Annotated in this window: 18 protein-coding genes; 2 read left to right on the top strand and 16 right to left on the bottom strand. The window is 70.6% G+C overall.

What is annotated here, in order from left to right:
• Nucleotides 1-114: 114 nt before the first annotated feature.
• Genes GQR16_RS07305 through GQR16_RS07325 form a run of 5 tightly spaced genes read right to left on the bottom strand, consistent with a single transcriptional unit; the run spans nt 115 to nt 7,021 of the window.
• Nucleotides 115-1,803, bottom strand: a complete 1,689-nt coding sequence (locus tag GQR16_RS07305) for a dipeptide ABC transporter ATP-binding protein (protein ID WP_157414506.1) — start codon at nt 1,801-1,803, stop codon at nt 115-117.
• A 14-nt stretch (nt 1,804-1,817) separates the two neighbouring features.
• On the bottom strand, nt 1,818-2,681 hold the full coding sequence (locus GQR16_RS07310) for an ABC transporter permease (protein WP_157414507.1): 864 nt from the start codon (nt 2,679-2,681) through the stop codon (nt 1,818-1,820).
• On the bottom strand, nt 2,678-3,715 hold the full coding sequence (locus tag GQR16_RS07315) for an ABC transporter permease (RefSeq protein WP_157414508.1): 1,038 nt from the start codon (nt 3,713-3,715) through the stop codon (nt 2,678-2,680). Before GQR16_RS07315 ends, GQR16_RS07310 begins: the two co-directional genes overlap by 4 nt.
• Nucleotides 3,702-5,345, bottom strand: a complete 1,644-nt coding sequence (locus GQR16_RS07320; protein ID WP_157414509.1) for an ABC transporter substrate-binding protein — start codon at nt 5,343-5,345, stop codon at nt 3,702-3,704. The genes GQR16_RS07315 and GQR16_RS07320 overlap by 14 nt, the downstream gene beginning before the upstream one ends.
• Nucleotides 5,342-7,021, bottom strand: a complete 1,680-nt coding sequence (locus GQR16_RS07325) for an amidohydrolase (protein WP_246200626.1) — start codon at nt 7,019-7,021, stop codon at nt 5,342-5,344. The genes GQR16_RS07320 and GQR16_RS07325 overlap by 4 nt, the downstream gene beginning before the upstream one ends.
• Before the next feature lie 184 nt (nt 7,022-7,205).
• On the opposite strand from GQR16_RS07325, the gene GQR16_RS07330 reads away from it, so the two are divergent.
• Nucleotides 7,206-7,934, top strand: coding sequence for a TetR/AcrR family transcriptional regulator (locus GQR16_RS07330; RefSeq protein WP_157414511.1), 729 nt, complete (start codon nt 7,206-7,208; stop codon nt 7,932-7,934).
• A 97-nt stretch (nt 7,935-8,031) separates the two neighbouring features.
• On the opposite strand, the gene GQR16_RS07335 is transcribed toward GQR16_RS07330, so the two are convergent.
• From GQR16_RS07335 to infC, 11 genes are all read right to left on the bottom strand, one after another.
• Nucleotides 8,032-8,436, bottom strand: coding sequence for a DUF1801 domain-containing protein (locus GQR16_RS07335; protein WP_157414512.1), 405 nt, complete (start codon nt 8,434-8,436; stop codon nt 8,032-8,034).
• 70 nt (nt 8,437-8,506) lie between these two features.
• Entirely contained in the window at nt 8,507-11,047 is a 2,541-nt protein-coding gene (gene pheT, locus GQR16_RS07340; protein ID WP_157414513.1) for a phenylalanine--tRNA ligase subunit beta, read from the bottom strand.
• A 4-nt stretch (nt 11,048-11,051) separates the two neighbouring features.
• Complete coding sequence (gene pheS, locus GQR16_RS07345) at nt 11,052-12,092, bottom strand: phenylalanine--tRNA ligase subunit alpha (protein WP_157414514.1); 1,041 nt, start codon at nt 12,090-12,092, stop codon at nt 11,052-11,054.
• A gap of 24 nt (nt 12,093-12,116) precedes the next feature.
• Nucleotides 12,117-13,040 (bottom strand): amino acid ABC transporter permease, encoded by a 924-nt coding sequence (locus tag GQR16_RS07350; protein WP_157414515.1) that lies wholly within the window; start codon nt 13,038-13,040, stop codon nt 12,117-12,119.
• Nucleotides 13,037-13,687 carry an amino acid ABC transporter permease gene (locus GQR16_RS07355; RefSeq protein WP_157414516.1) on the bottom strand — a complete coding sequence of 217 codons (651 nt, stop codon included), beginning with the start codon at nt 13,685-13,687 and terminating at the stop codon, nt 13,037-13,039. Before GQR16_RS07355 ends, GQR16_RS07350 begins: the two co-directional genes overlap by 4 nt.
• A 59-nt stretch (nt 13,688-13,746) precedes the next feature.
• The gene (locus tag GQR16_RS07360; RefSeq protein WP_157414517.1) at nt 13,747-14,604 is read right to left on the bottom strand and encodes a glutamate ABC transporter substrate-binding protein; all 858 of its coding nucleotides are present in this window, start codon (nt 14,602-14,604) and stop codon (nt 13,747-13,749) included.
• Between the two features lie 53 nt (nt 14,605-14,657).
• Entirely contained in the window at nt 14,658-15,446 is a 789-nt protein-coding gene (locus GQR16_RS07365) for an amino acid ABC transporter ATP-binding protein (protein WP_157414518.1), read from the bottom strand.
• A gap of 79 nt (nt 15,447-15,525) precedes the next feature.
• The gene (locus GQR16_RS07370) at nt 15,526-16,329 is read right to left on the bottom strand and encodes a TrmH family RNA methyltransferase (protein WP_157414519.1); all 804 of its coding nucleotides are present in this window, start codon (nt 16,327-16,329) and stop codon (nt 15,526-15,528) included.
• A 104-nt stretch (nt 16,330-16,433) separates the two neighbouring features.
• Nucleotides 16,434-16,820 (bottom strand): 50S ribosomal protein L20, encoded by a 387-nt coding sequence (gene rplT, locus GQR16_RS07375; RefSeq protein ID WP_055858830.1) that lies wholly within the window; start codon nt 16,818-16,820, stop codon nt 16,434-16,436.
• Nucleotides 16,821-16,851: 31 nt separating this feature from the next.
• Nucleotides 16,852-17,046 carry a 50S ribosomal protein L35 gene (gene rpmI, locus GQR16_RS07380; protein ID WP_092968518.1) on the bottom strand — a complete coding sequence of 65 codons (195 nt, stop codon included), beginning with the start codon at nt 17,044-17,046 and terminating at the stop codon, nt 16,852-16,854.
• Between the two features lie 54 nt (nt 17,047-17,100).
• Nucleotides 17,101-17,721 (bottom strand): translation initiation factor IF-3, encoded by a 621-nt coding sequence (gene infC, locus GQR16_RS07385; RefSeq protein WP_157414520.1) that lies wholly within the window; start codon nt 17,719-17,721, stop codon nt 17,101-17,103.
• 318 nt (nt 17,722-18,039) lie between these two features.
• Here infC and GQR16_RS07390 point away from each other — a divergent pair, with 318 nt between their 5' ends.
• On the top strand, nt 18,040-18,384 hold the full coding sequence (locus GQR16_RS07390; RefSeq protein WP_067877575.1) for a DUF1844 domain-containing protein: 345 nt from the start codon (nt 18,040-18,042) through the stop codon (nt 18,382-18,384).
• Nucleotides 18,385-18,416 lie beyond the last annotated feature (32 nt).

The following is an 18,416-nucleotide window of genomic DNA, read 5'->3' on the forward strand; positions in this document are numbered from 1 at the left end:
GCCCCCCCCCGGCGCCCCCGCCCCCCCCCCCCCCCCCCGCGGGGGCCGCCCCCCGCCGCGGCGTTCGTGCGTTTCGGCGTCCGCGCGTTGCGGCGCCCGGCGCCGGGCGCCCGGCTACGCGACCGCGGCCGCCGCCTGCTCGCCGACGGGCCGCGGCACCGAGTCGAGGAGCAGCCGCGTGTACGGATGCCGCGGGGCGTCGAGCAGTTCGGACGTGGCCCCGCGCTCGACGATCTCGCCCTGCCGCATGACGAGCGTCTGCTCGCAGACCCGGCGCACGACCGCGAGGTCGTGGCTGATGAAGAGCACCGTGAGCCCGCGCTCGCGACGCAGCGCGGCGACGAGGTCGAGCACCTGCGCCTGCACCGAGACGTCGAGCGCGCTCGTCGCCTCGTCCATGACGAGCACGTCGGGCTCGATCGCGAGCGCCCGGGCGATGGCGACGCGCTGTCGCTGACCGCCCGAGAGGGTGCGCGGTCGGGCGTCGGCGTGCGCGGCCGTGAGTCCGACCTGCTCCAGCAGCTCGATCGCGCGGCCGCGGGCCGCGGCCGTTCGGCGCCCGGTGTGCAGGCGCAGCGCGTCGGAGATCGCCCGACCGGCGGTGATGCGCGGGTCCAGCGACAGGTACGGGTCCTGGAAGACCATCTGCACGCTCTTCGCATGCGCGAGCCGCTCGACGCGGTTGCCCGGTACGGCCGTGCGCTCGCGGCCGTCGATCACCAGCTCGCCCGAGTCGCTCTGCTCGAGCCCCACGATCATGCGGGCGAGCGTGGACTTGCCCGAACCTGACTCCCCCACGACCGCGAGCGCCTCGCCGGCGGCGAGGTCGAACGTGGCCTCCGCGACGGCGACGACCGACGGCTTGCCCCTGCGGTGGTACGTCTTCGAGAGTCCGCGCGCCGAGAGCAGCGGGGCGGTGGACGACGCCGCTCCCGACGGATGGGGCGCGGCCGCGGCATCCGTCGCCGAAGGCTCGTCGTCGACGGCGGGCACGGCCGGCCGCGGCGCCGCGAGCGTCGGCGTGGCCGCGACGAGCTTGCGCGTGTACGCCGCCTGCGGGTCGGTGAAGACGCGGAGCGCCGGTCCGTGCTCCTCGACGCGTCCGGCGCTCATCACGACGACCCGGTCGCAGATCGAGGCCGCGAGGTTGAGGTCGTGCGTGATGAAGAGCATGCCCATGCCACGTCGTTCGCGCTGCTCGACGAGCACGCGGATGATCTCGGCCTGCGTCGTGACATCCAGCGCCGTCGTCGGCTCGTCGCACACGAGGAGCTTCGGCGAGCTCGTGAGCGCGCCCGCGATCATGACGCGTTGCAGCATGCCGCCCGAGAACTCGTGCGGGTACTGCTTCAGGTGCTCGGCAGGTCGCGGCAGCCGCACGGCCTCGAGCAGTTCGAGGGCGCGCTCGTCGGCCGCGGTCCGCGAGAGCCCCTCGCACCGGCGCAGCGTCTCGGTCATGTGGTCGCCGATCGTGCGCATCGGGTTGATGCCCGCTCGCGGATCCTGGAAGATCATCGCCGCGGCGTGCCGGCGGAGGTCGAGCACCTCGCCCTTGGACGCACCGATCACCTCCCGCCCGTCGAGCACGACCCGTCCGCCGAGCTGCGACCGGTCGGGCGTGAGGCCGAGCACCGTGCGGGCGGTGAGCGACTTGCCGGAGCCCGACTCGCCCACCAGGCCGACCGTCTCTCCCGCCGCCACGGCGAGCGAGATGCCGTGCAGGAGTCGCCCGCCGTCGGCGAGGTCGAGGGTCAGGTCGTGGATGTCCAGCAGGCTCGCAGGGCCGGCTTCGGGCAGATTCATGTGCGACTCGTTCTTCATGGGAGGTCGGCGCCTCCGATGCGGTCGGAGAGCTCTTCTCCGATGATGTTCACGGCGACGACCACGATCACGACGGCGACCGCCGGCACGATCGCGGGCAGGAAGTGCCCGCCGACGATGCCGGCCTGCGCCTCGTTGATCATCGCGCCCCAGTCGGGCGTGGGCGGTTGCACGCCGAGCCCGAGGAACGACAGGCCCGCGAGCTCGGCGAGCACGTAGCCGAAGTTGAGGGTGGACTGGGCGCCGACGATCGGCATCACGTTCGGCAGCACCCGGCGCAGCGCGATGAACGCGCCGCCGAAGCCCGCGACCCGATAGGCCGCGACATAGGGCCGCGTACGCTCGGCCTTCACGAGCGCGCGCGTGAGCCGCGCGACGAACGGCGCGTACGCGATGCTCATCGCGATGACCGGGGCGATGAGGCCCTTGCCGAACAGGGCGACCGCGAGGATCGCGAGCAGCAGCGACGGGAACGCGAACAGCACGTCGAACACGCGCCCGAGCACGGCGTCGTACCAACCTCCGCGCCACCCGGCCAGGAGGCCGAGCAGCATGCCGATGATCGTCGAGCCGATCACGACGAGCAGCGGGCCGAGCAGCGCGGTGCGCGCGCCGTACACGAGCCGGCTCAACAGGTCGCGTCCGAGTCCGTCGGTGCCGAGCCAGTGCGCGGCGCTCGGCCCGGCGTTGACCGCGGAGAAGTCCAGCGCATCGGGCGGATACGGGGCGACGAACGGCGCGAACAGCGCCGCGAGGGTCATCGTCGCCAGCACGAGCACCGCGACGACGAAGGTGCGGCTGCCGATGCGGGGGCGCGGAGCGCGGAGCGCCTTCAGCGTGAGCGTGGGGGTCGGGATCATCTGGCAGCAGCTCCTGCGGCGGATCGGGGATCGATCACGGGTTCGAGGATGTCGATGATCGCGTTGACCACGACGAAGGCGGTCACGACGAGCATCACGATCGCCTGCACGACCGGGAAGTCGAGGCGGTCGACCGATTGCACGAGCAGCGAGCCGATGCCCGCGAGTCCGAACGCGGCCTCGACGATCGTGCTCGCCACGAGCAGGCCGGCGACGAGCACGCCGCTGACCGTGAGGATCGGGCCGAGCGCGTTGCGGAAGACGTGCCGCCGGATCACGGTGCCGCGCTTCAGACCGCGACTCGTCGCGACCTCGACGTGCTCGCGGCCGAGCTGCTCGACCATCGAGGACCTCGTCACCTTGCCCACGAGCACGACGAACACGATCGCGAGCGCGATCGAGGGCAGCACCAGGTGGTAGACGGTGTCGCCGAACCCCTCGCCGGTGCCGAACGTCGGGAACCAGCCCGACTGCACGGCGAAGACGGAGATCAGCACGATCGACCCGACGAACGACGGGATCGCGCTCAGCACGGTCAAGCCGACGAGCGTGACCCGATCGAGTGCCCGGCCCTTGTTCAGCGCTGCGACGATACCGGCGGTGAGGCCGACGATCGCGATCAGCAGGCCCGACATCACGACGAGCATGAGGGTCACCGGCAGTCGCTCGCCGACCACGGTCGCGACATCCTGCCGGTACTGCAACGACCGGCCGAAATCGCCGTGCAGAGCGCCCGCGACCCAGTTCAGGTACTGCTGCCACGGCGGCAGGTCGAGCCCGAACTGCGCGGTGACCTGGGCGATCGCCTCGGGGCTCGGCTTGCGCCCGCGGAGCAGGAACGTGACCGGGTCGCCCGGCACGAGGAACCGGGAGAAGAACACGAGCAGCGACGCGAGGAACAGCGTCAGCAGCAGGCCGCCGAGCTTGCCGGCGACGCGGCGGACGCCCGCGGCCGAGAACCGGCCGCCGCCCCCGGGGCCCGCGGCCGCCGCGCGTTGCGCGGCGACCGCGACCGTCGAGCTATCGAGCGCCAATTTCCGCCGCCCAGGGGTAGTAGAGGTAGGCGATCGACGGGGCGACGCCCGTGATGCGCTCACCCTGGTAGACCGTCGTCGGACCGGTGAACAGCGGCAGCCACGGCAGCTGCTCGTTGGCGATCCGCTGCAGCTCGGCCGACTTCTGCGCCCGCGCCTCGGCGTCGTCGATGCCGACGGCCTCGTTCGCGATCGCGTCGAACTCGGGGTCGCTCCAGTTGCCGTAGTTGCTGAACTCCCCCGTGCGGAGCACGGCGTACATCTCGAGCGGGTCTGGGCTCGAGAGGTACCAGATCGTGTAGAACAGGTCGATGCCCTCGCGTGCGCTCGGGTCGGAGAACAGCGCGGTGTACGCGTTGGGCGTGACGGTCTCGATCTCGGCGTCGAGCCCGATCGACTTGGCGGCGGCCACCGTCGCCTGCGAGATGACCGCGAAGTCGTTGCTGATCGGCGCGGTCGCGATGACGATCTTCTGGCCGGTGGCGCCCGCCTCCTCGACGAGCTTCTTGGCGGCCTCGACGTCGTACGGGTACTCCTCGAGCCCGTCGAACGCCGCGGCGCGAGTGGCCTCCGATGCCTCGCCCCAGACCGACTCGGTGGTCAGGGCGTTCGAGACCTCGCCGTAGCCCTTGGCCGCGGCTTCGAGGATGCCGTCGCGGTTGAGCGCCATGAGCAGCGCCTTGCGCACGCGGACGTCGCCGAGCGGGCCCTCGAGGTTCGAGACGATGAGGTCGGATGCCGCGGTGCTGAGGCCGAACGAGACCTCGCCCGACGTGGCCTGCAGCTGGGCGATGCCGTCGACCGGCAGCATCCAGCCGCCGTCGACGTCGCCCGACGTCATGGCGTTCACGCGTGCGGTCGCGTCGTTGAGGAAGACGAACTCCACCTCGCCCGACTTCGCCTTCAGCGCGTCGTCCCAGTAGTCGTCGTAGCGCGTCAGCGTGATCGACTCGCCCGACTTCCACTCGGTGAGCTCGAACGGACCGGTGCAGTTCACGAGCCCGGTCGAGTTGCCGTAGTCGGCGCCCTTCTCCTCGAGCGTCGCCGCCGACTCGACGACGCCGGCCGAGCCGCCCATGCCCAGGTTGAACTGGCTGTCGGGGATCGCGGTCGTGACGGTCACCTCGCGGTCGCCGGTCTGCTCGATCGAGGTCACGTTCTGGTAGACGGAGTACCACGACGAGCCGACCGCAGGGTCGAGGTGGCGGCTCATCGACGCGACGACGTCGGCCGCCGTGAGCGGGGTTCCGTCGTGGAAGGTCACGCCGTCGCGGATCGTGTACACCCAGGTCGTGGGCGTGGGGCGCTCGAAGGACTCCGCCAGGCCCGGGGTGAGCGTGTAGTCGGGGTTCAGTCGCAGCAGCGACTCGCAGACGTTCGCGAGCACCTGGTTGTCGGCGTAGTCGAACGCGTAGGCGTAGTCGAGCGAGTACGGCTCGGCGTAGCTCGCCCAGCTGAACGAGTCGATGTCGCCCGACGGCGCGGCCGTGCGCGCCGTGAGCTCCCATTCGGGTGCCGTCTGCGACGTCGCGGGTTCGGGCGTGCAGCCGGTGAGCGCGAGCGCACCGGCGGAGAGCGCGGCGACGAGCAGGACGCCGCGTCGACCGGCGCGGGATCGGATGATGGTCATGCGGGGCTCCTCAGGTGGTTCTCGGTGCGGACGTAGACGGGTTCGCCGGCGATCCACGTGGAGGCGACCGCGGCGCGGTGCAGCTCGTCGTCGGCGAGGGTGAAGGGGTCGGGCTCGATGACGACGACGTTCGCGAGGTATCCCTCGCGCACATGCCCGGTGTCGTGATCGCGGTGGTTCACGTAGGCGCTGCCCGACGTGTATGCGGCCATCGCCGTGGCGAGGTCGAGACGCTGGTGCGCGCCGCCGAGCGGCTCGGCGTCGATGCCAGGGGCGACGCGTGTGACCGCGATGTGGATCGCGGCGAGCGGGTCGGCCGACGACACGGGCCAGTCGCTGCCCGCCGCGAGCCTGGCGCCGCCGCGCTGGAGGTCGCCGAACGGATACTGCCGCGACTCGGCGCCGTCCTGGAGGAACGGCAGGGTCAGGATGTCGATCTGGTCCTCGTGCGTCGCCCAGAGCGCCTGCAGGTTCGCGACGGCGTCGAGCTCGGCGAACCTGGCCGCGTCGGCCTCGGCGACGACCTGGAGGTGCGCGAGGTGGTGTCGGCCGTCGCTCGGGCCGTTCTCGGCGCGCGCGGCCTCGACCGCGTCGAGCGCCTCGCGCACGGCGCGGTCGCCGAGGGCGTGGAAGTGCACCTGCATGCCCGCGGCATCCAACTGCGTGACGGCGCCCTGGAGCACCTGCGGGTCGATGAACGAGATGCCGCTGTTGTCGGTGTCGTGACCGTGGGCATCGCGGTAGGGGGCGAGCATCGCGGCGGTCTGGTTCTCGGCGACGCCGTCGACCATCATCTTCACGGTGCCGAGCGACAGACGCTCCTGGTGGCCGCGCGCGGCGATCTCGTCGCGGAGGCCCACCATGCGGTCGACCTGGTCGAGTCCGCCCGAGCGCTCCCACCACTGGGCACCGACGACGTGCACCAGGAGGGTGCCCTCGTCGACCGCGCGGAGGTACGCCGCGAGCGGGTCGGTGATGCCCGCCGCGGCACCCGCGACGAGCGCGTCCTGCCACCCGGTGATGCCGAGCGAGATGAGCTGTTCCTGTGCGCGCAGCAGGCCGCGGTACGAGAGGTCGTCGCTGCCGACCGGGCGCACCTCGGCGAACAGGTCGCCGGCCCCCTCGTGGAAGGTGCCGGCCGGGCTGCCGTCGGCTTCGCGCTCGATACGGCCGTCAGCCGGGTCGGGCATCGTCGCGTCGAGTCCGGCGAGCCGGATCGCGGCCGTGTTCGCCCAGGCGCTGTGGTGGTCGCGGCTCATGAGGAACACGGGCCGGTCGGGCACGACGGCGTCGAGCAGCCCCCTCAGGGGTGCTCCCCCGGCGAAGTGGTCCATCGACCATCCGCCGCCGAGGATCCACGGCTCGTCGGGGTTCGCCGCCGCGTACGCGGCCACTCGAGCGACGGCGTCCGCGGCATCCGCCGATCCGGAGAGGTCGCACTGCAGGAGTTCGACGCCGCCGCCGACCGGGTGGATGTGCGCATCCTGGAACCCGGGGGCGAGCAGTGCGCCGTCGAGGTCGACGACACGGGTGTCAGGGCCGATCAGGTCTGCGGTCTCGTGCTCGGGCACGACCGCGACGATGCGGTCCCCCGAGACGCCGACGGCGTGGGCGGTGAGCGGCGAGCCGGTTCCGGTGAACACGGCCCCGCCGGTGAAGAGGACGTCGACAGCCACATCCGCCTCCATTCTTCGTTGGTGTGGTGGCGACAGTAGTTGGCCCGCAACCTGACGTCAACAGTGTTGACATCACTGTTGACCAATCCGTTACACTGACGAAACGACGCGCAGCAGGCCCTCGAAGCCGCGGCCGCGACCCGTGGCAGGATGGTGCCACCCACGCGAACAGAAGGCAGGTGCCATGACGAGCACGACGGGCGCCGCTGCGGCTGCAGCCGCGACTCGGGGCGCCGCGAAGGTGCGCCTCGACCGCGAGAGCATCGTGGCCGCCGGACTCGACCTCGCGGCGAGCACGGGCGCGACGAGCATCTCCGTACGCGAGCTCGGCACCAGGCTCGGCGCCGACCCGACCGCGATCTACCGGCACTTCCGCAACAAGGAAGCCCTCATGCAGGCGCTGCTCGACGAGCTGAACGCGCGCGCCGTCGCCGCCGTCAGCGCCGACCCTGCCGACTGGCGTTCACGCCTCCGCCAACTCTCGGCGGCGACCCTCGACCTGTTCACGGCCCACCCGGCGATCGCGGTCGAGGCCGTGGTGCTCACGACCCACGGGCCCGGCGAGCTCGACGCCGTCGAGCTCATGCTCGACGCGTTCGCGCACGCCGGCCTCACCGACGACGAACTCGTGCGCCACTACGCCCTGCTCGCCTCGAACGTGCTCGCGACCGCCGCCGGCATCGCCCGCAGCCGAAGCGAACGAGGCACGACCGACGACGGCCGGAGCCCCTGGTTCGACGGGCCCATCCTCGCGGACCCCCGCACGCACCCGCGCATCGCCGAGCTCGGCGTCGAGCTCGCCGGGCTCGAGGACCGCGACCTGTTCCTCCTCGGCGTCGAGGCGGTCATCGCCTCGGCGGAGCGCACGGCCGAGGGCGTCGCGATCACGACCCCGGGGTCCGCCTCGGCCTGAACCGAACGGCCGCCGGTCGGCACGTCCACCGCCGTCGGCTTCGAGGGTCGGCATCGACGGTCGCCGTCCGCGTCGAATGGGACGGTGATGCTCGGGATCAGCCTCGCGCGTGGATCCACGATCGATCGATGAGCGACGCGAGCACGTCGAGGTCGATGTTCGCGAGCCGGCCGATCCAGATGCAGTCGACGCCGAGCTTGACCTTGCCCAGTCGCTCGACGAGCTCCTCGCCGCCCGGCAGTTGCAGCCCGTAGAGCGACACGTTCGCCTTGCGCGGCGAGAAGCCCACGATCGGCCAGTCGCCCTGGCGGCCCGTGGCGTAGGTGTAGTGCTGCAGGCCGTAGCCGACGATCGTCGGCCCCCACATCACCGCGTCGGTGTCGGTGACCCGGTCGAACAGCTCGCGCAGCACGAGCGCGTCTTCGCGACGGCCCGCGGGTTCGACCGCGTCGAGGAACTCGGCGACGGACGCGCCGGTCGGAACGGTCTTCGTCTCGGCCATGGCTCAGGGTACCGCCGGGTCGCGGCATCCGTCTGCCCCGACCCGGCGATCCCCTGGGAACGCCCTCCTGCTACTCGCGGATGGCCGCGCCCGTGCGCTCGCCCGCCAGGGCTGCGCCGGCGAGCTTCGCCTCGCTCGCCTCGGCCGCGGTCAGCGTGCGGTCGGCGGCGCGGAAGCGCAGCGCGAACGTGAGGCTCTTCGAGCCTGCCGGCACGCCCTGGCCGCGGTAGTCGTCGACGAGGTGCAGCGCCTCGAGCAGCTCGCCGGCGCCCTCGACGACGGATGCCGCGACGACCGCAGCGGGAACGTCGGCGTCGACCACGAGCGAGAGGTCCTGCGTCGCGGCCGGGAACGTGCCGATCGCGCGCGCCTCGGGCTGTACGGTCGCGAGGTCGATGACGGCGTCGAGGTCGAGCTCGAACACCGCGACCACGCGGGGCAGGTCGGCCTCTTCGGCGATCGCGGGCAGCAGTTCGCCCGCGAACCCGACGGCGCGTCCTTCGACCCGCAGTTCGGCCGTGCGCCCCGGGTGCAGCGCGTGGTGGGCCCCCTGCACGATCTCGAACTCCGCACCGACGGCGAGGCCGATGCGGCGAACAGCGTCGAGCGCGTCGACGATGCCCGCAGGCACGGCGGCCTGACCCGGCTGCTTCGTCACGGTCTCGCCCACGAAGAGCGCGGCGACGTGGCGGGGCTGCGGCGGGATGCCGTCGTTCAGCTCGGCGACGGTCTCGTCGTCGGGCAGCGAGGCGCCGACGGGCAGGTCGCGCGTGCCGTACTCGCGACCGAGCTCCGGCAGGAACACGAGCCCCTGCTCGAACAGGCCGAGGTCGACGAGTCCGCGCGAACGGTTGCGCTTGGCGGCCGCGATGAGGCCGGGCAGCAGCGATCGGCGCAGCACCGGATTCGTCGCGTCGAGCGCGTTCGCCAGGCGCACGGAGGCGACGGGCGAACCGTCGGCACTGCCGTACTGCAGGTTGTCGGCCTCGTTCGCGAAGGGGAACGAGAGCACCTCGGTCGCTCCGCCGACGGCGAGCGCGTCGGACACCCGGCGCCGGATGCGCTGCGAGCGCGTGAGTCCTCGCCCGGGCGGGGCGACGGGCAGCACCGACGGGATGCGCTCGTAGCCGCCGAGGCGTGCGACCTCTTCGACGAGCTCTTCGCGGCCGGTCAGGTCGGGGCGCCACGACGGCGGCACCACCGAGAAGCCGTCGTCGACGCCGTCGTGACCGCCGAGGTCGGCGACGGTCGCGCCGATCTTCTCGAGCGCGGAACGCACCTCGGCGTCGTCGTAGTCGACGCCCGTGACGCGGGTCACGAAGCCGCGCGGCAGCACGATCGCCTGGCGCGCGGGCACGTCGGCGATGACCGACACGCCCTCGGCGGTGCCCCCGGCGAGTTCGACCATGAGCTGGGCGACGCGCGCAGAGGCGGCGGCCGCGATCTCGGGGTCGACGCCGCGCTCGTTGCGCTTGGACGCCTCGCTCGGCAGCTTGTGCCGACGTGCGGAGCGCGCGATCGACACGGGGTCGAAGTTCGCGGCCTCGATGAGCACGTTCGTGGTCGTGTCGGAGATCTCGGTCTCGGCGCCGCCCATGACGCCCGCGATGCCGATGCCGCCGCGGTCGTCGGTGATCAGGAGGTCTTCGGCGTGGAGCGTGCGCTCCTTCTCGTCGAGCGTGGTGATCTTCTCGCCGGAAGCCGCCCGGCGCACGACGATGCCGCCCTGCAGCTTGTCGAGGTCGTAGGCGTGCGTCGGCTGGCCGAACTCGAGCATGACGTAGTTCGTGATGTCGACGAGCAGCGAGAGCGAACGGATGCCGGCGAGCTTCAGTCGCGCGATCATCCACGCGGGCGTCGGGCGGGTCGGGTCGACCCCGCGCACGATCTGCGTCGTGAAGACGCCGACCGCGGCGCGGCCGCGGATCGGTGCGTCGTCGCGGATCTCGACCGGGAACGGCGACGCCGCGGCATCCGGAGCGGGCACGACCAGCGCGGGGTCGCGGAACGCCGCACCCGTCGCGTGCGAGTACTCGCGGGCCACGCCGCGGATCGAGAACGCGTAGCCGCGGTCGGGCGTCACGTTCAGCTCGACCGCCGTGTCGTCGAGACCGAGGAGCTCGATCGCGTCGGTGCCGACGGGTGCGTCGATGCCGAGCGTCGAGAGGCGCAGGATGCCGTCGTGGTCTTCGCCGAGGCCCAGCTCGCGGGCCGACGCGATCATGCCGTCGGACACGTGGCCGTAGGTCTTGCGCGCCGCGATGGGGAACGGGCCGGGCAGCACCGCGCCGGGCAGGGTCACCACGACCTTGTCGCCGACGAAGAAGTTGCGGGCGCCGCAGACGATGCCGTGCACGGCCTCCCCGCCGTCGGCCGCGGTCTCACCGTCGGGCGCGACGCGCACCTGGCACCAGCGGATGGTCTTGCCGTTGGACTGCGGCTCCTCGACGAACTCGAGCACCTCGCCCACGACGATGGGTCCGACGAGGTCGAACGTGTGCACGCCCTCCTCCTCGAGTCCGAGCTCGACCAGGGCGGCGTGCACCTGCTCGGGCGTCGTTCCGGGAACGAGCTCGACGTACTCGGCGAGCCAACTCAGCGGCACTCGCATGTCTTCAGACCACCATTCCGAACTGCTGGGAGAACCGGATGTCTCCCTCGACCATCTCGCGCATGTCCTGCACGCCGTTGCGGAGCATGAGGCCCCGCTCGATGCCCATGCCGAACGCGAACCCCGTGTAGACCTCGGGGTCGATGCCCGCCGAGCGGAGCACGTTCGGGTGCACCATGCCGCACCCGCCCCACTCGATCCAGCGGGGGCCCGACTTGAACGTCGGGTGCCAGAAGTCGAGTTCGGCCGACGGCTCGGTGAACGGGAAGTAGCTGGGGCGGAGTCGCACCTTGGCCTCGTCGCCGAAGATCGACTTCACGAAGTGGTCGAGCGTGCCCTTGAGGTGGGCCATCGTCAGGCCCTTGTCGACCGCGAGCCCCTCGAACTGCATGAAGACCGGCAGGTGCGTGGCGTCGAACTCGTCGGTGCGGTACACGCGGCCCGGCGCGAGCACGTAGATCGGCACCTCGCGGTCGAGCATCGAGCGCACCTGCACGGGGCTCGTGTGCGTGCGCATCACGAGGTGCTCCTCGGGCGGGTCGACGAAGAAGGTGTCCTGCATCGCGCGCGCCGGGTGATCGGCGTCGAAGTTCAGCGCGTCGAAGTTGAACCACTCGCTCTCGACCTCGGGACCCTCGGCGATCTCCCAGCCCATGCCCGTGAAGACGTCGCACACGCGGTCTTCGAGCAGGGCCAGCGGATGCCGCGAGCCGGCGGTGTAGCGCGACGGCAGCGCCGTGACATCCACCGCCTCGGCCTCGAGCGCGGCCGCCGCCTCGGCGGCGACGATCTCGCTCTCGCGGGCGGCGAAGGCCTGGTTGACGCGACCACGGGCCCCGCCGACGAGCTTGCCGAGTACGGCCTTCTGGTCGTTGGGGACGTTGCGGAGTTCTGCGTTCAGCTGGGCGAGTTCGCTCTTCTCGCCGGTGTGCTCGGCGCGGACGGCCTTCAGCGCGGCGGAATCGCCGGCCGAGGCGATCGCGGCGAGCGCCGCGGCGACGGCGGACTCGACGGACTGCTCGGTGATTTCACGGGGCTCGGACACAAGGAACGAGTCTAGTCGTCCCGGCTAGCGTGGGCTGCGGTCTTCGATGGCCGCTGCGTTCGCGTCGGCGACGAGCAGCGCCTGACTCGGATCTTCGGGGGCCGGCCCGCCCTTCGCCGGGTGGTACCGGCGGTCGGTGCGCTTGGCGAGCCAGCGCGCGAACCACGACAGCGTCAGGTTCATCGCGAGGTAGAGCACGAAGGCGATGCACCACAGCGTGAACAGGTAGCGGTTGCCGTAGTAGCTGCCGAGGTTGTTGAGCGTGACGCGCAGCAGCTCGGGGTAGCCGACGATGTACGCGAGCGAGGTGTCCTTCAGCAGCACCACGAGCTGCGCGACGATGATCGGCAGCATCTGGCGGAACGCCTGCGGGAACTCCACGAGCATCTTCGACTGCAGCGGTCGCATGCCGAGGCTGAGCGCCGCCTCGCGCTGGCCCCTCGGCAGGGCGACGAGTCCGGCGCGGAGCGCCTCGCCGATGAGCGCTCCGTTGTACACCGCGAGCGCCGAGACGACGGCCCAGTACTGCCCGGTTCCGGCGACGAGCAGGATGAAGAGCATCATGAGCAGCACGGGCATGCCGCGGAAGAACTCGATGACGACGGCCGTGGGGATGCGGATCCAGGCGATCGGCGAGCTCCGCAGGAGCGAGAGCACCACGCCGAGGGCGATCGCGAGCACGGCCGCGACGATGGCGGCGCGCAGGGTTCCCCACACGCCGACCGTGAAGATGAAGCCCCACATCTCGGGGTCGGTGACGATGTCCCAGCGGGTCGGGTCGAACATGCCGGGCAGCGTGACGCCGCCGGACTCGCGCGGGGCGTTCAGCGTCGCGAACACCCACCCGAGGCCCGCGACCACGACGATCGCCGTGACGACGGAGAAGATGCGGGACAGGCGCCTGGCCTTGGGGCCGGGGGCGTCGAAGAGCACGACGGCACCGCTCATCGCTGCACCACCCACTTCCGCTCGAGTCGGGTCGCGAGGAAGCCGAGCGGCACCGTCACGAGGAGGTAGAAGAACGCGACGCCCACGAGCACGGCGATCACGGCGTCGCCGTGCGCGTTCGCGAGCGTGCGACCGACACCGAACAGCTCGCTCACGAACCCGACGCCGCCCACGACGGACGTGTTCTTGGTGAGGGCGATGAGCACGTTGATGAGCGGCGGGATGGTCATGCGGAACGCCTGCGGCAGCACGATGAGCGACACCGTCTGGCTGAACCCGAGCCCGAGGCTGCGCGCGGCTTCAGCCTGGCCGATCGGCACGCCGTTGATGCCGGATCGCAGCGCCTCGGCGATGAACGGCGAGGTGTAGACCGCGAGCGCGATCATGCCGGCGATCAGGTAGGGCAGCTCCGACCCGAGGATCGGCAGGATGATCGCGCAGAAGATCACGACGAGCGTCAGCGGGGTGTTGCGGATGATCTCGGTGTAGACCGTGGCGACGACGCGGAGCGTCGCGATCGGGGAGATCCGCATCGCGGCGATGACCGTGCCCAGCACGAGCGCCCCGATGCCGCCCACGGCGAGCAGCAGCAGCGTCACGCTGAAGCCCTCGAGGTAGAGCGGCAGGTTCTCGACGACGACGTCCACGCGGTTCCTCTCGGTGGGAGGAACGCGTCCGGACCCCGACGGGCCCGGACGCGTCCGGATCAGTAGCGGTCGACCGCGGGCGGTGCGACGTACGGCAGCACCGTGCCGGCCGTCTTGTTCCACGCCTCCTCGTAGCGTCCGTCTTCGTACGCCTTCTCGAGCACGTCGTTGATGAACATGCGGAAGTCGGTGTCGTCGAGCTTCACGCCGATGCCGTAGGGCTCCTCGGTGAACGGCTCGCCCACGACCTTGAACTCGCCCTCGTTCTGGGCTGCGAGCCCGGCGAGGATGACGTTGTCGGTCGAGACCGCGACGACCTTGCCGCTGCGGAGCGGCTCGAGGCAGTTCGAGTACGTGTCGGTCTCGAGGACCTCGGCGCCCAGCTCCTTGAGGTTCGCTGCGGGCGTCGAGCCCGTGACCGAGCAGACCGGCTGGCCGACGAGGTCGTCTTCACTCGTGATGTCGTCGTTGTCGGCGAGCACGAGGATCGACTGACCGGCCAGGTAGTACGGGCCGGCGAACGAGATGACCTTCTTGCGGTCGTCGTTGATCGTGTACGTCGCGACGACCAGGTCGACCTGGCCGCTCTCGATGAACGGCTCGCGGTTGGCCGAGACCGTCTCGGTCCAGGTGATCTTGTCTTCGGCGATGCCGAGCTCGTCGGCGATGATCTTCGCGATCTCGACGTCGAAGCCCTCGGGGTCGCCCGACGGCCCGACCAGGCCGAACAGCGGCTGGTCGAACTTGGTGCCGATCGTGATGGTGCCGGCCTCCTGCAGCCGCGCCATCGTGGTGCCCGCCTCGAAGGTGGGGGCCGGCTCGTCGGAGCCGGCGTCGTCGCTGCCGCCGGTGCAGCCCGTCAGCGCCAGTGCTGCGGCCGCTGCGGCCGCGACGAGGGCGATTCTCATGCGTGTCATGTCCGTTGCCTCTTTCTGGGTGGTGGTTCCCGGCCGCTCGTGGCGACCAAGGTCTAGTGGTCGAGGATCTTCGAGAGGAAGTCCTTCGCACGATCCGACGTCGGGTGGTCGAAGAACTCCGCCGGGGTCGCCTCCTCGACGATGCGGCCGTCGGCCATGAACAGCACCCGGTCGGCGGCCTTGCGGGCGAAGCCCATCTCGTGGGTCACGACGATCATGGTCATGCCGTCTTTCGCGAGGCCGACCATGACGTCGAGCACCTCGTTGATCATCTCGGGGTCGAGCGCGCTCGTCGGCTCGTCCATGAGGATGAGCTTGGGGTTCATCGCGAGCGAGCGGGCGATCGCGACGCGCTGCTGCTGGCCTCCCGAGAGCTGGGCGGGCAGCTTCTTCGCCTGGTTGGCGACGCCGACGCGGTCGAGCAGCTCCATGGCCTCGGACTCGGCGGCCTTGCGCGACATCCGCCTGACCCGCGTGGGGGCGAGCGTGATGTTCTCGAGCACGGTCTTGTGCGCGAACAGGTTGAACGACTGGAAGACCATGCCGACGTCGGCGCGGAGCTTCGCGAGCGCCGCGCCCTCTTCGGGCAGCTTCTGCCCGTCGATCGAGATGGAACCCGAGTCGATCGTCTCGAGGCGGTTGATGGCCCGGCACAGCGTCGACTTGCCCGAGCCGCTGGGCCCGATGACCACGACCACCTCGCCCCGGTTCACGACCGTGTTGATGTCGTTCAGCACGTGGAGCTCGCCGTAGTGCTTGTCGACGTGCTCGACGACGACCAGGGGCTCGCCCCGACGGACCGTGATGTTCGACGTCGGCGGCGCAGGCTGGGTCGGGTCCATACCCCCCAAACTAGGGTGAGAAGGGTGTCGAAATCAGGAACGGGCCCGGTTGGTTACCTTTTCGTAACCCGCACCGGCGTCACGCACTTCGCTGGGCGAAGGCGCTCTCGTACAGGCAGACGGATGCCGCGGTCGCGAGGTTCATCGACTCGGCATGCCCGTAGATGGGCACCGTGACGACCCGGTCGGCGAGCTCGAGCTGCTCGTCGAGCAGCCCCCTGGCCTCATTGCCGAACAGCCACGCCGTCGGCTTCGCGAGCACGCCGTCGGTGCGGGCGGCCAGCAGGTCGTCGCCCTTCACATCGGCGGCGAGCACCGTCAGGCCCGCGGCGCGCGCACGCACGAGCACGTCGGCGAGGTCGGCCCCGACCGCGACGGGCACGTGGAAGATCGATCCCGTCGAGCTGCGGACGACCTTGGGGTTGTAGAGGTCGACCGCGCGACCCGTGAACACGACCGCGTCGGCGCCCGCGGCATCCGCAGCCCTGACGATGGTGCCGGCGTTGCCGGGGTCGCGCACCTCCTCGAGGATCGCGATGAGCTTCGGGGAGGCCGCGAACACGTCTTTCACGGCGGTCGGGAACTGGCGGCACACGGCGACGAACCCCTGCGGCGTGACCGTGTCGGCCATGGCGTCGAGCACCTCCTCGGTGACGTACTCGATGTCGAGGTCGGCCTCGGACGCCGCCGCCGCGACCTCGGGGTGCCGCTCGAGTGCCGTCGGAGTCGCGAACAGCTCCATCACGAGCTCGGGGCGGAACGCCAGCGCCTCCGACACGGCCTGCGGCCCCTCGAGCAGGAAGAGCCCGCTCTCGGAGCGCGCCGACTTCGACGCGAGCTTCGCGACCGAGCGGACACGGGGAGAGCGTGGGTTCTCGAGCATGAGTCGATTCTAGGGCGCGACCCGCGCCGGAGACGCGGAACGGCCCGGCACCGCCCTGCTGCTGCAGGGGGTGCCGGGCCGTTCGACGTGGTCGAAGCTGCTGCTTACGCGGCGGTCTTCGGAGCCGAGGTGTCGGCCGGGAGGGCCTTCTTGGCCGACTCGACGAGCGCGGCGAACGTCGCGGGCTCGTGCACGGCGAGCTCGGCGAGGATGCGGCGGTCGACCTCGATGCCGGCAAGGCCGAGGCCCTGGATGAGGCGGTTGTACGTCAGGCCGTTCGCACGCGAAGCCGCGTTGATCCGCTGGATCCAGAGACGACGGAAGTCGCCCTTCTTCTTGCGGCGGTCGTTGTACGAGTAGACGAGGGAGTGGGTGACCTGCTCCTTGGCCTTCCGGTACAGACGCGAACGCTGGCCGCGGTAGCCCGCAGCGCGCTCGAGGATGACGCGACGCTTCTTGTGGGCGTTGACCGCCCTCTTCACTCTTGCCATTGCTCTGTTTCTTCCTTAACGGGTCCGCGGCTCAGTGGCCGAGAAGCTTCTTGATGACCTTGGCGTCGGGGGCCGACACGACCTTGTCCTGGTTCAGACGGGCCTTGCGCTTCGAGGCCTTGACCTCGAGGTTGTGGCGCATTCCGGCCTGCTGCTTCTTGATCTTGCCGCTGCCGGTGATCTTGAAGCGCTTCTTGGACCCGGAGTGGGTCTTCTGCTTCGGCATCTCGTGTGTCTCCTTGGTTCTGCCGCCAACTCGTGGCGGACGTGGGTGTCTGGCCTACGCCTCTGCGGCGTCGGCCGTCTGCGTCTCGGTCTCGCCGTCGGCATCCGCCGACGGGCGCGACTTCGCCGCAGCACGCTGTGCATTCGCCTCGGCCTTGGCCTCGGACTTGTTCTTGAGAGGGGCGATCACCATGACCATGTTGCGGCCGTCGATCGTGGGGTTGTGCTCGACCGTGCCGAACTCGGCGACGTCTTCGGCGAAGCGCTGCAGCAGGCGGACGCCCATCTCGGGGCGCGACTGCTCGCGGCCTCGGAAGAGGATCATGGCCTTGACCTTGTCGCCGGACTTCAGGAAGCCGATGGCGCGCTTCATCTTGGTCTCGTAGTCGTGCTTGTCGATCTTGAGACGGAACCGGACCTCTTTGAGGATGGTGTTCGCCTGGTTGCGCCGGGCCTCTTTCGCCTTCTGCGCAGCCTCGTACTTGAACTTGCCGTAGTCCATGATCTTGGCGACCGGGGGCTTGGAGTTCGGAGCGACCTCGACGAGGTCGAGATCGGCTTCCTGCGCGAGCCGCAGGGCCACCTCGATCTTCACGACGCCGACCTGCTCTCCTGCGGGACCAACGAGGCGGACCTCGGGAACGCGGATACGGTCGTTTGTACGGGGATCGCTGATGCGGGTACTCCTCTACTCAAGCTTCTTCACTCGATGGGAGACCGGATGTCGCCCACCGTTCCGAGAGCGAAGATCCACGCACGCCGAACGGAATCACACCGTTCAGCACTGCGGCCCCCTTCGCCTTGCGGCATCTACTCCATGCCCGTTGCGGGCGATGAAGCGGAGGGCATTCAACCCGGTAACCTTGATGAAGCGGTAAGCGCGGGTGGGAGAATCTCCACTTTCGTACTGGGGACAAGCCCCAGTCGTACTGGGGACAGGCCCCAGCAGGCCGGAGCATTGCTCCGGACCGAACGAGTCTAGCAGAGGAAGTCCGTGAGCAAGAATTCAGACCCGGTCGACGACGCCACGCGCGACATCGCAGAGGTGCCGGCGGTCGAGATCATCACCACTGCGGCCGTGCACCTCATGAGTGCCGCCGCCGTGAAGGTCGGCCTCGCCGACGACCCCGAGTCGCAGATCGACCTCGACGAGGCCCGCAAGCTCATCAACGCGCTCGCCGGCCTGATCACCGCGGGCGCACCCGAGATCAGCGACATGCACGCCCGCTCGCTGCGCGACGGCCTCCGCTCGCTGCAGCTGGCGTTCCGCGAGGCATCGGTCATCCCCGACGCCATCGGCCAGGGCCCGGGCGAGAAGTGGACCGGCCCGGTCAACTGACCTCGCCGTCCATGCCCGATGGGGGTCGCCGC

It is taken from the genome of Agromyces allii, assembly GCF_009749385.1.
Taxonomy (GTDB): Bacteria; Actinomycetota; Actinomycetes; order Actinomycetales; family Microbacteriaceae; genus Agromyces; species Agromyces allii.

Excerpts from the sequence above, each read along its gene's own strand:
- GQR16_RS07370 (WP_157414519.1), bottom strand. The coding sequence starts at position 16,329 with ATGCTCGAGAACCCACGCTCTCCCCGTGTCCGCTCGGTCGCGAAGCTC.
- GQR16_RS07335 (WP_157414512.1), bottom strand. The coding sequence starts at position 8,436 with ATGGCCGAGACGAAGACCGTTCCGACCGGCGCGTCCGTCGCCGAGTTC.
- GQR16_RS07330 (WP_157414511.1), top strand. The coding sequence starts at position 7,206 with ATGACGAGCACGACGGGCGCCGCTGCGGCTGCAGCCGCGACTCGGGGC.
- GQR16_RS07360 (WP_157414517.1), bottom strand. The coding sequence starts at position 14,604 with ATGACACGCATGAGAATCGCCCTCGTCGCGGCCGCAGCGGCCGCAGCA.
- GQR16_RS07320 (WP_157414509.1), bottom strand. The coding sequence starts at position 5,345 with ATGACCATCATCCGATCCCGCGCCGGTCGACGCGGCGTCCTGCTCGTC.
- rplT (WP_055858830.1), bottom strand. The coding sequence starts at position 16,820 with ATGGCAAGAGTGAAGAGGGCGGTCAACGCCCACAAGAAGCGTCGCGTC.
- rpmI (WP_092968518.1), bottom strand. The coding sequence starts at position 17,046 with ATGCCGAAGCAGAAGACCCACTCCGGGTCCAAGAAGCGCTTCAAGATC.
- GQR16_RS07365 (WP_157414518.1), bottom strand. The coding sequence starts at position 15,446 with ATGGACCCGACCCAGCCTGCGCCGCCGACGTCGAACATCACGGTCCGT.
- GQR16_RS07310 (WP_157414507.1), bottom strand. The coding sequence starts at position 2,681 with ATGATCCCGACCCCCACGCTCACGCTGAAGGCGCTCCGCGCTCCGCGC.
- pheT (WP_157414513.1), bottom strand. The coding sequence starts at position 11,047 with ATGCGAGTGCCGCTGAGTTGGCTCGCCGAGTACGTCGAGCTCGTTCCC.
- GQR16_RS07350 (WP_157414515.1), bottom strand. The coding sequence starts at position 13,040 with ATGAGCGGTGCCGTCGTGCTCTTCGACGCCCCCGGCCCCAAGGCCAGG.
- GQR16_RS07305 (WP_157414506.1), bottom strand. The coding sequence starts at position 1,803 with ATGAATCTGCCCGAAGCCGGCCCTGCGAGCCTGCTGGACATCCACGAC.